Origin of the sequence: Streptomyces montanisoli, from assembly GCF_017813245.1 — a bacterium.
Taxonomy (GTDB): Bacteria; Actinomycetota; Actinomycetes; order Streptomycetales; family Streptomycetaceae; genus Streptomyces; species Streptomyces montanisoli.
Genome location: NZ_JAGIQL010000058.1, coordinates 1 through 14,285, shown reverse-complemented (window position 1 = coordinate 14,285; position 14,285 = coordinate 1). Strand labels below are relative to the sequence as shown.

The following is a 14,285-nucleotide window of genomic DNA, read 5'->3' as shown; positions in this document are numbered from 1 at the left end:
AGCTTCTCGCAGGCGGAGTTGTCTGAAGTCGACCGGCAACTGGTCCACCGGCCGAGCATACTTCGCCGAGCGGCCGACGTCTTGGCGAGACCGGGGTGTGCGGGCACAACTACCTGACGGACGAGGGCCTATTGGAGGCCGGCGAAAGAACGGCGGATCTCGTCGAGGTCCAGCGGGGCAGTCGGTGGCAGGGGCGCGGTCCGGTCCGCCTCGACGGACTGGAGGAAGTAGGCCACCAGCCGCCGCGACGCCGGCTCCGCGATGTGGGGTGGCTGCGCGGCCAATCCGTTGTTGGCGAGGAGCAGCACCAGGACGTCGCTGGGGTCGAAGTCCCCGCGCAGACGTCCGGCCTCCTTGGCGCGCTGGACGAGCCGCGCGAGGTCGGGTTCGGCGCGGTCCCATTGGCGGCGGCCGTCGTCGGTCTCCTCGTGCTGGGCGAGGAAGGCGTTGGTGAAGCCTCGGTCGGCGACCTGCGCGGCGCACACCGTCTCGACGAAGGAACAGAAGCCGCGCCACGGGTCCGGGTCGGCCAGCGCTTCGTCGAACGCGGCCGCGCACTCGGTGAGTTGGTCGTCGAACACCGCGGCGACGAGCGAGGCGCGCGTGGGGAAGCGGCGGTACAGCGTGGCGGCCCCGACGCCCGCGCGGCGCGCGATCGCGCTGATGGGTACGGCCGTTCCGCGCTCCGTGAACGTCTCGTGGGCCGCCCGGATGATGCGGTCACGGTTGCGCTGGGCGTCACTGCGCAATCCGCCGGATACACCGTGCTCGCTGTCGGGTGATTCCCCGGTCGCTTTCCGGGAGAGATCCGCAGGCATTTCTCTCACTTTCTCGCATGTGGAAACAGTCGTCCACTTCTCAGGTTAGCGTGGCCGAGCAGGCGGCAGCACCGCCCTTCCCGTCACCGCATTCCGAGGAAGCGAAGAACGTCATGAAAATCCTCATGTTCGGCCGAGGCACGATTGCCATGCTCTACGGCTGGGCGCTGGAAAAGGCCGGAAACCAGGTCGATTTCTATGTGCGCCCCGGCAGGGCCGCACAGTACGGACCCGAAGTCGACCTGCGGATCCAGGACGGACGGGCCGGCGGCCGCAAGGGAGTGACGGTCAGCGAGACGTGGCCGATCACCATGCGCGAGGAGCTGGACGCCGGTCACGGCTACGACCTGATCGTGCTGAGCGTCAACCACGACCAACTCGACGCGGCCGTCACGTTCCTGAGCACGCGCGTCGGCGACGCGACCGTACTCGTCTTCAACAACGTCTGGAGCGAACCCGCCGACGCGGTGTCCGCCCTGCCCAGCGCCCAGGTCGTCTGGGGATTCCCGGGCGCCGGTGGCGGCGTCGCGGGCAGCGCCCTCCGCGGCGGGCTGCTGAAGCCCGTCTTCCTGGGCCACTGCGGCGACTCGAACCGGACCGACCGCTACCGGCAGGTACGCGACCTGTTCAGGCACGCGGGCTTCAGGGTGTCCGAGCAGCGCGACTTCCGCAGCTGGCTGTGGTTCCACTTCATCATGGACGCCGGCCTGCTGGCCCCAGCGGCCAAATCCGGTAGCTTTTCCAAGTCGATCGAATCGCGTGCCGACGTCAAGGAATCCGTCCTGCTCATTCGCGAAATGGTTCCACTGCTGAAAGCGAAGGGCGGGACACCGAGGCTGGGTGCCGCCGCCTTCTCGTACGTCCCTGCGGGGCTGCTCGGTCGTCTCCTGCAGAAATTCCTGCGACCGGAGAACATCTACGGCTCCATCATGACCCAAGCCGAGGAAACGGGTCACCTCGGCCGCGAAGCCATGTTTCTTTACACCAGGGACGTGCTCGCCGATGCCCGCAGGCTGGGCGTCCCGCTCCCGCGGCTGACCGCGCTGGAGTCATGAACGAGGGTTTTCGCAGGTCAATGGGCCTTCCAGCGGGCTGCCAGCCGTCGTTGCACGACAAGGACGCCGATCCCCAGCGCGCCGCCGCCGAGCAGGCGCACTCCGATGACGATCTTGTCGTGCGCTTTCCGCTGAAACGCCCACTGCTCGTTGTAGCCCCTGTACTTGTTCCCGCCAGGCAGGTAGCACCGGTCACCGGGACGCACCCTCGGATTCTCCTCGCCTTCCGGGCCCAGATTGGTCCCGGGGCACACGACGTGATCGGCGAGTCCGCCTTCCCCAATGCCCCTCAGGGCCAAAAACGACCCCCACATCACGAGGACCCACAGGCCAAGCAGCACCCCGGTGCGCGCCCACGCCGCCCGCCGCCTCGCCCCCTTCGACGTCATGCCAGACCCTCTCGCCCGTCCCTCTTACCTTCGGTGCGGCGCGACGATTGTACGGGTGTACGACGATCGCAGGGCCGGGATGAGGACCGGCGCGGTCAGCGTGGGCTCGGTCGGGGGCCGCGAGCCCGGTCCCGTGATCAGGGCAACGCCTGCCCCTGTGGGACACCCGTCAGGGGAAACGTGGCGTCCGTCGCAGGACCGCACTGCCCGGTGGCTCGGGTCACCACCGGACGCAGGCGCTCCCTACCGTTGAGCGGTCGTGACGGCGGCCATGGCCCCGAGCCCCGCGGCGGTGCTCCAGGCCACCGCTTCGTCGCGGGTCACGTCGAGCTCGCCGCCGAGCCAGCTGTCGATGATCCGCAGAACGGCTCCGACCACCGCCACCGCGGCGACCCGGGCCTGCCCGGACCCAACGGGCGGCGCGGCCCCAAGGGGCGGCGCGGCGTCGACGTGCTCCGCGATGAACCCCCGCTCCACGATGGAAGCGAGGTCGTCCAGCGCCCGGGCGCGGTGCGCGGCGACAGCGCCGCCGGCGCTCTGGGCACTGGCCACGAAGCGCCCCTTGGCGGGCACGGCCATGAGGACGTCGAGACCTCGCGAGACGGCCCGGCGCGCGAGGTCCGCAGGCGGCGCGTCGGCGGCGGCCACCACGGTGCGCACCGCTGCACGCACCTCGCCGGTGATCTCCTCGAAGAGCGCGCCCATCAGGGCGTCGACGTCCTCGAAGCTCTCGTAGAAGTAGCGGCGCGTCAGGCCGGCCTCGTCACAGACACGGCGCGCGCTCACGCCGCTCCAGCCGTCGGCGTCGAACACGTGCAGTGCCGCATCGAGCAGCGCCTCGCGCCGCTGGGCGACACGGTCCTGTGCCGGGGTTCCGCGGTAGGGACGCACCAGGGGCGGTATGACCATGGCCTCATGTTGACACACCCTGGTACCAGAAGTACGTTTCTGATACCGCCCGGCATCAACTTCATGGCCGCCCCTGGACGAGGGAACTCACATGCCACGCCGAACCTTCGACATCACCGTCCCCGACCTGCACGGGAAGCGTGCCGTCGTCACCGGGGCGAGCGACGGGATGGGGCTCGGCATCGCGACGCGCCTGGCCGGCGCCGGAGCGCAGGTCGTCCTGCCCGTCCGCAATCCGCGCAAGGGGGAGGCGGCGCTCGCCAGGATCCGTCAGCAGGTGCCCGACGCGGACGTGTCGCTGCGCGCGCTCGACCTGTCCTCGCTGGACTCGGTCGCGGCGCTCGGCCGGACCCTCCTGGAGGAGGGCGACCCCGTTCACCTGCTCATCAACAACGCCGGCGTCATGACACCGCCAGAACGCCAGACGACCGCCGACGGCTTCGAGCTGCAGTTCGGCACGAACCACCTCGGCCACTTCGCCCTGGTGGCCCACCTGCTGCCGCTGCTGCGCGCGGGCCGCGCACGCGTCACGTCGCAGATCAGTGTCGCGGCGAACCAGGGCGCCATCAACTGGGACGACCTGAACTGGGAGCGGTCCTACAGCGGCATGCGCGCCTACAGCCAGTCGAAGATCGCGTTCGGCCTCTTCGGCCTGGAGCTCAACCGGCGCAGCGAAGCCGGCGGCTGGGGCATCACGAGCAACCTCTCGCACCCGGGGGTCGCCCCCACCAACCTGCTCGCCGCCCGCCCCGAGGTGGGACGCGACAAGGACACCCTGGGCGTGCGCCTGATCCGGGCCCTGTCGTCCCGCGGGATCCTCCTGGGGACGGTACGGAGCGCGCAGCTGCCCGCCCTCTACGCCGCCACCTCGCCCGACGCCAAGCCGGGCGGCTTCTACGGCCCCAGCGGCCCCGGCCACCTGGGCGGCCCGCCGGCCGAACAGAAGCTGTACGGCAGGCTGCGGAGCGCCGACGACGCGCGGCGCGTCTGGCGGCTCTCCGAGGAACGCACGGGCGTGCGCTTCGAGGAACAGCCCACGCACGGCTGACGCCGTCAGGCAGCGGCACCGCCGTCGATGACGAGGTCGCCGCCGACCACAGAGGCGGCATCCGGCGAGGCCAGGTACAGAACCGCTGCCGCGACCTCGTCGGTGGACGAGACCCTCCCGAGCGGGGACACGCTTTTCATCCGAGCGGCGCGGTCGATGTCGCTCTCGCCGGGGCGCAGTGACATGGGTGTGTCACACGGTCCGGGGCTCACGGCGTTGATGCGGACGCCGTCGGCGATGTGGTCCAGAGCGGCGGCCCGGGTCAAGGCGGAGACGGCTGCCTTACTGGCGATGTAGCCGGCCAGGCCAGGAACACGGCGGTGAGCACCAAGGTTGGCGGCGATGTTGACGATCGTGCCGCCCGTGGACTGGGTCCGCATCCGGGCGACTTCGGCCTGGAGGCAGAACAGGACACCAGTGACGTTGATGTCGAGCAGGCTGCGCCAGTCCCCCTCCGCGAGGTCGGCCACGGGCGCGCCGCCCCGGAACACTCCAGCGTTGTTGACGGCGACATCGAGGCTGCCGAAGCGTTCGACGGCGCGGTCGACCAGAGTCCTGACGTCGGCGGAGCGACTCACGTCGGCAGTGATCGCGGCTGCGGTCCCGCCCTCCTTCTCGATCAGGGAGACGGTCTCGCCGAGGGATCGGGCAGTGCGTCCGGCCGCGACGACCGAGGCCCCCTCGGCGGCGAAAGCGAGAGCGACGGCCCGGCCGATTCCGGAGCCCGCGCCGGTGACGAGGACGGTCCTGCTCGTGAAGCGCTCGGTCATAGTGATGACTTCCTTGGCCGTTGATCAGTGGTCGGTTTGCTTGGCGGGGACGGCCATTCCGCCCCCCTGGTATTTGACTGACCGTTCCATAAAAGGCTCATGGAGGTGCCTGCCTCGCTCGGGAGGCCCCGCCACTCAGTCCAGCAGCCGCAGCGCCTGCTCGGCCGCATCCCGCGCCCGGCCCGGATCGTGCGACACTTTGCCGACCACCCGCAGTCCTTGCATGAGCACCAGCAGCATCCGTGCGAGCGCCCGCGGATCGCGGTCCGCGGCCAGCTCGCCCTGAGCGCGAGCTCGAATCAGCGCCGAATACAGTGACGTCTCGATGCGCTCCCAGCTCGCCTCGACCCGGCGGGCCGCCGCCACGTCGTGCGCGCCCAGTTCAGCGGCCGTGTTGGTGACGAAGCACCCTTCGCCGCGCCGGCCGCTCGAGTCCGCCTCGTCCGCGAATCGCCGCACCACCGTTCGCACAGCAGGTAGCGCGGGTCCCGGCTGGGACAGTTCGCACAGAAGAGCGGGGTCGCGATTCTCGCTGTACCGGTCCAGCGCCTTCAGATACAGCTCGTGCTTGCTGCCGAACGTGGCGTAGATACTGGCGCGGCCAATGCCTAGGTGCTCGACGAGGTCCGCCACCGAGGTGGCCTCGTAACCACGCCGCCAGAACAGCTCGAGGGCTGACTGAAGTGCGGCGTCCGGGTCGAACTCCTTGGTCCTGGCCATGGCTTGGACTCTAGGAGATACTAAAACGATCGGTCAAGTATTTACGTGTTCACATGGCCGCCCGGCTCTCGGGCGGGGCAGCTCAGCCTTCCCCGGCGAACCGAACGAACGCGGCCCACTCCGAGCGAGGGAAGACGAGCTGGGCACGGGCCGGGGCCTTGGAATCGCGAACGAGGATGGCGCCGGGGGTGGCGGCGGCCTCCAGGCACTCGCCACCCTCATTGCCGCTGTAGCTGCTCTTGAACCACTCGATGGGCGCAGGTTCGGCGGTGCTCATAGCTCCCCCAGCATCTTTTCGATCATGGCAATGGACTCCTGCATCGTAAGGGCCTGCGCCCGCACGCTGCCGTACCGAGCGGCCAGGATACGAACTTCCTCGGTTTCCGTGACCAGTCGACTGGAGCTCTGCGCCTCCGTGTATCCCAGTTGCGGCTTGCCCTTCGGTGTCAGCAGGATGAAGGAGCCGCCCATGCCGGCGTGCTCCGTTCGCCCAGTCGGCATAACTTGAAGCTCCACATTGCGCAGCCGCGCGAGCCGCACCAGCTGCTCCAACTGCTGGCGGTGAACTGCGCGATCGCCCAACGGGCGTTGCAGTACCACCTGCTCCACCACAGCAGTGATCATCGGCGGTGGCCACTGCGTGAGGATCTCCTGCCGTGCCAGCCTGGAAGTCACCCGTTGCTCCACGGTCTCTTCGTCCAGCAACGGCTTGCGCATCTCGTACAGAGCACGGATCCGCCGCTCGGTCTGGAACAACCCAGGAACGTCGTGGCAGTTGTAGAAATTGACCTCAACCGCCTCCCGCTCCAGCCGGGCATAGTCCCGAAACCACGCCGGGTGCCGGACCCGCGCCTTCGCCTTGGCCCGCTCGATGTCATCGATCGTGGCACGCAGCAACCCGCCGGCGCCCAGCAGTTCGTCGGCTGCCTCCAGGAACTCCCGCTGCGGCGTCCGCCTGCCGCGTTCCAACGAGGAGACGAGTTCCTCGCTGTACCCGAGCCGCTCCCCCAACTCCCGCTGCGTGAGCCCGCCCCGCTCCCGCAGCAGCTTGACCTGCTTGCCCACGGCCCGCATCAGGTCGGCGCTCAACTCCGCCTCGTCGTAGGCTCCCTGCGTCCCCTCCGCCACCCCAGCCGTCACAACTGCCCCCTTCTCAGGTCACAACCGAAGGATCTCCCGAACAGACTAGAGCGAACCGATCACGCTCGGTGACACGAACAGGCGGTTTCACCCCGTCGAGCAGGGGATCAGACGTTCGCCAGGGCGTTCTCGTAGGCCCGCAACAGCCGCCGCGCGTTCGCGGGCGAGCGCAGCAGGTACGAGCCCTCACGCAGCGCCGCGTAGTCCTCGGCAGAGACCAGCACGGCATTGCCGTGCTGGTGGACGATTTCCACGGCCTCGTGATCGTCATTGACCTTCTTGATCAGCGGAAAAGGAGACCGCGCACGTGAGCGGCCAAACATCCTGCCCCGCTGAAGCGCAGCGTCAGGCCGACAACGGCACCGATCGGGTGGATGGTGCCGCTTCCTGATCCTGCGCCTGCGCAGCGTCGTACGTGGCATGGGCGCAGGCGATGTCGCCGCTGTGCAGCCTGGCCCAGTCGACGAGGGCGAGGAGGGTCTCATTCAGCTCGAGCGCCATCTCGGTGCACTCGTACTCGACCCTTGGCGGAACGGTCGGATAGACGGTACGCACCAGCAGACCCTCACGCTCCAGCTTTCGCAGATTGAGCGTGAGCATGCGGCGGCTGATGCCCTCGATGCCGCGCTCCAGCTCGGTGAAGCGTACCGGGCCCTTCGCTGCGGCCACGAGGATGCCGATGGCCCACTTGCCGGCGACACGGTCCAGGACCTCGGTCACCGGGCACGCCGGGTTGTCGACCTGCTCCGTCACATCAATGTGACTCCGGGACATAAAAGTGCCTCCTTACGCAGGCGGTCATGGTTACACAAAATGGTCTCCGTAACAAAGTGAACCCCATGAAAGGGAGTCCCATGTCCGCTCAGGTCGTGCCCGCACGAGCAGCCAGCGGTGCGTCTCGCCGGCTCGCGTTGGCGATCCTCTGCGCCGGCCAGCTGATGGTGATCCTCGACGGCACCATCGTGAATGTGGCGCTGCCGTCCATCCAGGAGAGCCTGGTCCTGTCTCCGTCAAACCTCGGCTGGGTGATCAACGCCTACCTGATCCCCTTCGGCGGCCTGCTGCTGCTCGCGGGGCGGTTCGGCGACCTCTTCGGACGCAAGCGCGTCTTCACCAGCGGCCTGGCCGTATTCACCGTGGCCTCCCTGCTCTGCGGGGTGGCACAGAACTCGGCCATGCTGCTGGTGTCCCGCTTCATCCAGGGTGTGGGCGGTGCCGTGACGTCCTCGGTCACACTCGCCATGATCGTCACCATGTTCACCGAACCCAAGGACCGGGCCAAGGCGATCGGTGTCTACAGCTTTGTGCAGTCCGCGGGCGGTACGCTCGGCCTGCTTCTGGGCGGTGTACTGACGCAGATCATCAACTGGCACTGGATCTTCTTCGTGAACGTGCCGATCGGCGCCGTGGCGGTCGTCATGGCCCAGCGCAAGCTACGGGCCGAGGAGGGCGCGGGCAAGGGCAAGAGGACGGACGCGCTCGGCGCCGTCCTGATAACGGCCGCGCTCATGCTGGCCGTCTACACCATCGTCGAGGCGGCCGACTACGGCTTCGGCTCCGCCCACGCTCTCGGCTTCGGCCTCGCAACTCTGCTCCTGCTGGCGACGTTCGTCGTACGCCAGGCCAAGGGACAGGACCCGCTGCTGCCGCCCCGGATGTTCACGTTCCGCAATGTCACCGGGGCGTTGGGCTCCCACACCCTGATGATCTCCGGCATGTTCAGCTTCCAGTTTCTGGCCGTGCTCTACATGCAGAACGTGCTCGGTTTTGACGAAGTCGAGACTGGCCTCGGTGTGGTTCCGGTCTCGCTGCTGATCGGCCCGATGTCGCTGTTCCTCGCCCCGCGCCTCATCGCCAAGGTCGGACCGCGATCCGTGCTCCTTACGGCACTCGTCCTCATCGCCGGCGGTCTTGGCCTCCTGGGCCAGATCTCTGCGGACGGCGCCTACCTCACCGACGTCTTCCCGGCGACCCTGCCGCTCGGCATCGGCTTCGGCCTCGCGATGCCGTCACTGGCCGGCCTGGCCATGTCCGGTGCCACTCCGCAGGACTCGGGGCTGGCATCCGGCATGTTCAACACCATGCAGCAGGTCGGTGCCTCCCTCGGCCTCGCCGTCCTGAGCACTCTGGCCGCCTCGCACGCCGGCACCCTGCTGGGCGACGGCACCGCCCGGGCCGAGGCCCTGACCGGCGGCTACCAGCTCGCCTTCCGGGTCGGCTCCTGCTTCGTCCTCGGCGCCCTCGTGGTCGCCGCGACCGTGCTGCGCAACCCGCCGCGGCCCCGGCCCGGGAACGCACCGACCGCGCGCCCCAGCGCCTCCCGCGCGGCGGAATCGGACACAGCCTCGGCGTGAGCCCGACAGCTCGACGACATGCCTGAGACCCATCAGCCAGGCTCACTGTTTTGACTGTGCCCGATCCCCTCGGCAGGCATGAGCCCCTCGTCCGTCATACCCAGGCGAGCCTGTTCCTCCTCGACGATGCGACGTGCCAGCTCGGTGTCCGACACGTCGACCGCGTCCGGGGTGGCCTCGGCAACGGCGCTGCGGCGGGCATAGGCATCGAACAGGCGCGTCTTGGCTTCCAGCATCTTCACCATGCGTTCGTCCACGCCTCCGGTGGCGAGGAGACGATGCACGCGAACCGGCCTCACCTGGCCCATACGGTGGGCCCGGGCCACCGCCTGATGTTCGATGGTCGGCTTGATCTGGGGTTCGCAGATCACGACGACAGAGGCAGCCTGCAGGTTGAGGCCGACGCCCGCTGCCTGGATCTGCCCCAGGAGCACCGCCGGGCCCTGGACACCGGCGAAGTCGTCGACGATCGTCTGGCGACGCTGGGCCGGGACGCCGCCGGTCAGCGGACCGAACACCGGAGTAGCCCCGGCGGTTCCGGCCGCGAGGGCCTCCTTCACCACGCCCAGTACGTCCACGAAATAGGAGAAGACCACGGTCTTCTGCCCGTTCTCGCCGGCCTCCCGAACGATCTCCCGGAGCCGGTCCAGCTTGGCCGACTTCTCGGGGCGCGTGTACGCGGCTCTGCGCATGGCCATGAAGTTGCCCGTGCGCACGGCTTCGCGGTACGCCTCCTCGTCCGAAGCGCTCAGCTCCTCCCATTCGTCGGTCTGCTGAAGGCTCGGGAGTTCGGTCAGCACGTCCTCCTGGTTGCGCCGCAGATAGACCGGGGCCACAGCCTTGCGGAAAGCGACCGATCCGGCCAACGCGTCCCGTTCACCGAGGGAGCCCGCGACGTCGCCGTCGAGCATCTGAACCAGGTTGCGGAACTCCATGACCCTGTTCTCCATCGGGGTCCCGGTCATGAAAAGGGTGCGCTCGCAACGCTCCGCCCATAGGCCGACCGCTTGGGACCGCTTGGCCTTCGGGTTCTTCACGCAGTGCGCTTCGTCGACCACCAGCAGCCCGACCTCCTCACCACCCGGTGCGGGAAAGCCGCGCAGCGCGTCGAACGTGGTCACCCCGACGCCGCCGCGCCCCTTCCAGTCGGCGAAGGCGTCGTGCCGGTCGGGACCGTGGAGCACCATGACGCGCAGGGCACTGCGGGCCTCGATCTCCCGTGTCCAGTTCACGAGGACGCTCGCCGGGCAGACGACCATGAAGTGACTCTGTCCCTCGGCGGCCAGGTGGGCGAGGACGGCGATCGCCTGGATGGTCTTCCCGAGGCCCATCTCGTCGCCGAGTATCACCTTGCGCTGCGCAAGCGCGAACCGTGCGCCGAACGCCTGGTAACCGCGCAGGGAGACCCGCCGGTGCGTGTCGTCGAGGTGCTGGGCCCGTACCCGCTCCGCGACCTCGTCCGGCAGAAAGCCCTCTGCGGCAGCCGCGTCCGGCAGCCGCCCGGAGAATTCGGCGAGCAGGCTGTAGTACTCGGCGGAGCGGAGTTCGAAGTCCACCCAGGCCGCGACGTCGGACGAGAGGCCCCGGAGCAGGTCCACCGACGCCTGGGCGAGCAGCTCGGGCAGGCCGGCCCGCTCCGCCTCGTCCACCAGCGACCGGGTCTCGGAGACCGCCGCCCGCGCGCGAGCCTTCTTCTCCCGGCCCGCGAGAAACATCCGGACCCTTCCGGAGGCGGGCTTCGCGTCGGCCAGCAAGGGACCGAGCCGTTCCGCCAAGGCGGCGGCCTTGTCGACCGCACGCCGGGCGTCCGGGCCGGCCTCCACCAGGACGTGCAGGGCCATGACGAGCGCGGTGGTGCGCGGTTCCGGCCGATCCACGTCGATGTGAACTGCCACGGTCTCGTGCACAGCCTCCGAGAGCCGGCGGGCGGCGGCGAGCACCTGGTCGACGGTACGCTGCCCGACACCTGGGATCTGCCGAAGCCGGTAGGGGCCCGCTTCGAGAACGCTGCCCAGGGTGCGCAGTCCGCTCTTCTCGACGCTCCCCAGCCGCAGCCGCCCCTCAGTGACGTCCTGCAGCCGGGCGACGGGAATGGCGTCGAGCTCCCGCTTCACCGCCGCATCGTGGATCGGCTTCAGTGCCGCCCGTACCGCCTCCACTGCCCTTGCGTGGTCACCGACCACTGCCTGCGCCGCCTGACGCAGTCGCGCTCCCCCCGCGACTGTGTCCCGCTCACCACGCCCCACGCTTCCCCCCTCGCCGACCCTCCCCGCATCTTCCCACCGCCCACACCGGGCCTCGACGGGCGTTCGCAGCTCCCTGCGGATCGACCGAACCTCGCGGCAGTCATTCACGCCCTCAGCCTTACGACCACCGGAAGAATCGGCACCATGAGCGGCGGCAGGAAGTACTCGATCAGCCTGCCCGAGGATCTCGCCGCGGCTGTACGCGCCCATGTCGGGCCCGGCGGTTCCTCCGCCCTCGTCGACCTCGTGGCCCGGACCTCGTCGAGTCGCTACGGTTGGGCCATGACCGCACTGCCCGACTGGATGCGCCCGCCCCGCGCGGAAGGCTGGTTCGCGGAGGACCTGGACCGCCTCCCGGAAGCACCGCGCCACACCGAGCTGATCGACGGAGCCCTCGTATTCATGATGTCCCCGCAGCGGTGGTGGCACGGCCATCTCGTCACGATGCTCACCGTGGCTCTCATGGAGCAGGCTCCGGCCGACGTAAGGGTCGGACGGGAGATGACCATCAAACTCGATCAACGCAATCGACCCGAGCCGGATCTGCTGGTGACGACGGCCGACTTCGACGGTGACCGCACCTGGTTCACACCGGATGAAGTACGACTCGCCGTCGAGGTGGTCTCCCCCGAGTCCGCACACCGGGACCGCACGGTAAAGCTTCACAAATACGCAGAGGCCGGCATCCCGCACTACTGGCGCATCGAGGACGAGGACGGAACACCCGTCGTCCACGTCTACGAACTCGACGAGCCAACCGCCACCTATGTACCCGTTGGCATCTTCAGGGGCTCGCTCATCCGTCCGGTGCCGTTCGAGATCAACCTCGACCTGGAGAAGCTTGCTCCACCCCGCCGCGGCTGAGCCAGGACCGAGTCAGTACGAAATGCGGCAGGGGCCGGACTCCCAAGTCCGACCCTCTGTCCGGCTATTCTGACGAAATGACCGGCTTTCAGTGACCAATCCGCTACACGTTGAAGCGGAACTCCACCACGTCGCCGTCCTTCATCACGTACTCCTTGCCCTCCATGCGTGCCTTGCCCGCCGCGCGGGCCTCGGCCACCGAGCCTGTGGCGAGGAGGTCGTCGTACGAGATGACCTCCGCCTTGATGAAGCCCTTCTGGAAGTCCGTGTGGATGACGCCCGCCGCCTCGGGGGCCGTGGCGCCCTGTTTGATCGTCCAGGCCCGGGACTCCTTGGGGCCCGCCGTGAGGTACGTCTGGAGGCCGAGGGTGCGGAAGCCGACGTGGGCCAGGGTGGCGAGGCCGGGCTCCTGCTGGCCCACCGACTGGAGGAGTTCGAGCGCCTCGTCGTCGTCGAGCTCGACGAGCTCCGACTCCAGCTTCGCGTTGAGGAAGATCGCCTCGGCCGGGGCGACCAGTGCGCGCTGCTCCGCCTTGAAAGCGTCGTCCGTCAGCTCCTCCTCGTCCACGTTGAACACGTAGAGGAAGGGCTTCGTCGTCAGCAGGTGCAGGTCGTGCAGGGGCTCCGCGCGCTCCGTGCCCTGGGCGATGCCCGCCGCGAAGAGCGTCTGGCCCGATTCGAGGATGGACTGGGCCTCCTCGACCGCCGCGACCTTCGGCTGGACGTCCTTCTTGATGCGCGACTCCTTCGTCAGGCGCGGCAGGACCTTCTCGATGGTCTGCAGGTCGGCGAGGATCAGCTCGGTGTTGATGGTCTCGATGTCGTCCTTCGGCGAGACCTTGCCGTCCACGTGGACGACGTTCTCGTCCCTGAAAGCCCGGATGACCTGGCAGATCGCGTCGGACTCGCGGATGTTCGCCAGGAACTTGTTGCCGAGGCCCTCGCCCTCCGACGCGCCGCGCACGATGCCCGCGATGTCGACGAAGTCGACCGTCGCAGGAACCGTCCGCTGGGAATCGAACAGCTCGGTGAGCTTCGCCAGGCGCGGGTCCGGCACGCCCACCACGCCCACGTTGGGCTCGATCGTGGCGAACGGGTAGTTGGCCGCCAGCACGTCGTTCTTGGTCAGGGCGTTGAACAGGGTCGACTTGCCGACATTCGGCAGACCGACGATTCCGATCGTGAGCGACACGGTGGCGACTTCCGTTGTGGGTGCGGTGGACTGGGGTACCGGCGGGGTTATGTCAGCTGTTAAGTCTACGGGCGCGCCGGGCCCCGGCGTCACCGGTCGCTTCCTCGAACGCAGCGCCAAGGTCGTCCAAAGGGCGTGTCCCGTGCCCGGTTCGTCACCCCGCGCCACTTACGTTGGTCCGGTGGAGCAGCACAGGACACGTCGACCCCAGGGCCGCACCCCCGCCTCCCACCTGACGCGCGGCGGCTACGCGCAGCCGGCCGGCGCCTACCGGGCGGCCGTGGCGCCCGGCGCCTCGTCGGTTTCCGGGCGGCGTGTGCCGCCCGTGGTGGCCGCTCTGCGCAGACTCCCCAACCCGCGCCTCACGGGCCTTGGCGCCGGCCTGTTCGCCACCGCCGTGATGGTCTTCCTCGGCTTCGTGGACGATCTGCTCTTCGGCGACTCGCCCGCCTTCTTCGGCGTACTGTTCCTGCCCGTCAGCGCGGCGACCGCGCTGTGGGTGCGCGAGGCCGACCTGGTGACCGCGCCCATCGCCGTGCCGATCGCGTTCGCCGCCGGCACCGTTCTGCTGTCCGCCGGCTCCGGCGGCTTCGCCGGTCACGTCATGGGCGTCGTCACGGCCCTCGCCATGCACGCCGGGTGGCTGTACGGCGGCACGCTGATCGCGGGCGTCATCGCGTCCGTGCGCAAGATCCGGCAGATGGGGCGGCGGCAGTCGAGGAACGCGGCGGCGCGCGCGGCGGAGGCCGCGCGGTCGGACGCGGCCGTGCGCGCCGTCGT

The 14,285-nt window shown here is 69.0% G+C and carries 16 protein-coding genes; 5 read left to right on the top strand and 11 right to left on the bottom strand.

Annotated features, from left to right (window positions below):
* Positions 1–128: 128 nt before the first annotated feature.
* A complete protein-coding gene (locus tag JFN87_RS16070) occupies positions 129–749 on the bottom strand; it encodes a TetR/AcrR family transcriptional regulator (protein ID WP_307865472.1) in 621 nt (206 codons plus the stop codon).
* A gap of 119 nt (positions 750–868) precedes the next feature.
* Here JFN87_RS16070 and JFN87_RS16065 point away from each other — a divergent pair, with 119 nt between their 5' ends.
* Positions 869–1,873, top strand: coding sequence for a ketopantoate reductase family protein (locus tag JFN87_RS16065; RefSeq protein ID WP_307865471.1), 1,005 nt, complete (start codon positions 869–871; stop codon positions 1,871–1,873).
* Positions 1,874–1,890: 17 nt separating this feature from the next.
* On the opposite strand, the gene JFN87_RS16060 is transcribed toward JFN87_RS16065, so the two are convergent.
* Positions 1,891–2,262, bottom strand: coding sequence for a hypothetical protein (locus JFN87_RS16060; protein ID WP_209340749.1), 372 nt, complete (start codon positions 2,260–2,262; stop codon positions 1,891–1,893).
* A gap of 243 nt (positions 2,263–2,505) precedes the next feature.
* Entirely contained in the window at positions 2,506–3,171 is a 666-nt protein-coding gene (locus JFN87_RS16055; protein ID WP_209340748.1) for a TetR/AcrR family transcriptional regulator, read from the bottom strand.
* 91 nt (positions 3,172–3,262) lie between these two features.
* Between JFN87_RS16055 and JFN87_RS16050 the strand changes: the two genes are divergently transcribed.
* Entirely contained in the window at positions 3,263–4,219 is a 957-nt protein-coding gene (locus JFN87_RS16050) for an SDR family oxidoreductase (RefSeq protein WP_209340747.1), read from the top strand.
* Between the two features lie 5 nt (positions 4,220–4,224).
* On the opposite strand, the gene JFN87_RS16045 is transcribed toward JFN87_RS16050, so the two are convergent.
* The 6 genes from JFN87_RS16045 to JFN87_RS16020 form a co-directional block, all read right to left on the bottom strand.
* A complete protein-coding gene (locus JFN87_RS16045; protein WP_209340746.1) occupies positions 4,225–4,989 on the bottom strand; it encodes an SDR family NAD(P)-dependent oxidoreductase in 765 nt (254 codons plus the stop codon).
* Positions 4,990–5,124: 135 nt separating this feature from the next.
* Entirely contained in the window at positions 5,125–5,709 is a 585-nt protein-coding gene (locus JFN87_RS16040; protein WP_209340745.1) for a TetR/AcrR family transcriptional regulator, read from the bottom strand.
* 82 nt (positions 5,710–5,791) lie between these two features.
* Positions 5,792–5,986 carry a DUF397 domain-containing protein gene (locus JFN87_RS16035; RefSeq protein WP_209340744.1) on the bottom strand — a complete coding sequence of 65 codons (195 nt, stop codon included), beginning with the start codon at positions 5,984–5,986 and terminating at the stop codon, positions 5,792–5,794.
* Positions 5,983–6,783, bottom strand: a complete 801-nt coding sequence (locus tag JFN87_RS16030) for a helix-turn-helix domain-containing protein (protein ID WP_209340768.1) — start codon at positions 6,781–6,783, stop codon at positions 5,983–5,985. The genes JFN87_RS16035 and JFN87_RS16030 overlap by 4 nt, the downstream gene beginning before the upstream one ends.
* Positions 6,784–6,956: 173 nt before the next feature.
* Entirely contained in the window at positions 6,957–7,172 is a 216-nt protein-coding gene (locus JFN87_RS16025) for a type II toxin-antitoxin system Phd/YefM family antitoxin (RefSeq protein WP_209340743.1), read from the bottom strand.
* A gap of 22 nt (positions 7,173–7,194) precedes the next feature.
* Positions 7,195–7,623, bottom strand: coding sequence for a winged helix-turn-helix transcriptional regulator (locus JFN87_RS16020; RefSeq protein WP_209340742.1), 429 nt, complete (start codon positions 7,621–7,623; stop codon positions 7,195–7,197).
* 80 nt (positions 7,624–7,703) lie between these two features.
* Between JFN87_RS16020 and JFN87_RS16015 the strand changes: the two genes are divergently transcribed.
* A complete protein-coding gene (locus tag JFN87_RS16015) occupies positions 7,704–9,203 on the top strand; it encodes an MFS transporter (protein ID WP_209340741.1) in 1,500 nt (499 codons plus the stop codon).
* A gap of 32 nt (positions 9,204–9,235) precedes the next feature.
* Here the strand turns inward: JFN87_RS16015 and JFN87_RS16010 are convergent, their stop codons facing one another.
* Complete coding sequence (locus JFN87_RS16010; RefSeq protein ID WP_209340740.1) at positions 9,236–11,449, bottom strand: DEAD/DEAH box helicase; 2,214 nt, start codon at positions 11,447–11,449, stop codon at positions 9,236–9,238.
* Positions 11,450–11,731: 282 nt separating this feature from the next.
* On the opposite strand from JFN87_RS16010, the gene JFN87_RS16005 reads away from it, so the two are divergent.
* Positions 11,732–12,313 carry a Uma2 family endonuclease gene (locus tag JFN87_RS16005; RefSeq protein ID WP_209340767.1) on the top strand — a complete coding sequence of 194 codons (582 nt, stop codon included), beginning with the start codon at positions 11,732–11,734 and terminating at the stop codon, positions 12,311–12,313.
* 103 nt (positions 12,314–12,416) lie between these two features.
* On the opposite strand, the gene ychF is transcribed toward JFN87_RS16005, so the two are convergent.
* Positions 12,417–13,505 (bottom strand): redox-regulated ATPase YchF, encoded by a 1,089-nt coding sequence (ychF, locus tag JFN87_RS16000; protein WP_209340739.1) that lies wholly within the window; start codon positions 13,503–13,505, stop codon positions 12,417–12,419.
* A 181-nt stretch (positions 13,506–13,686) separates the two neighbouring features.
* Between ychF and JFN87_RS15995 the strand changes: the two genes are divergently transcribed.
* Positions 13,687–14,285, top strand: a 599-nt coding sequence (locus JFN87_RS15995; RefSeq protein ID WP_372449236.1) for a DUF6542 domain-containing protein, incomplete at its 3' end; no start/stop codon positions are given.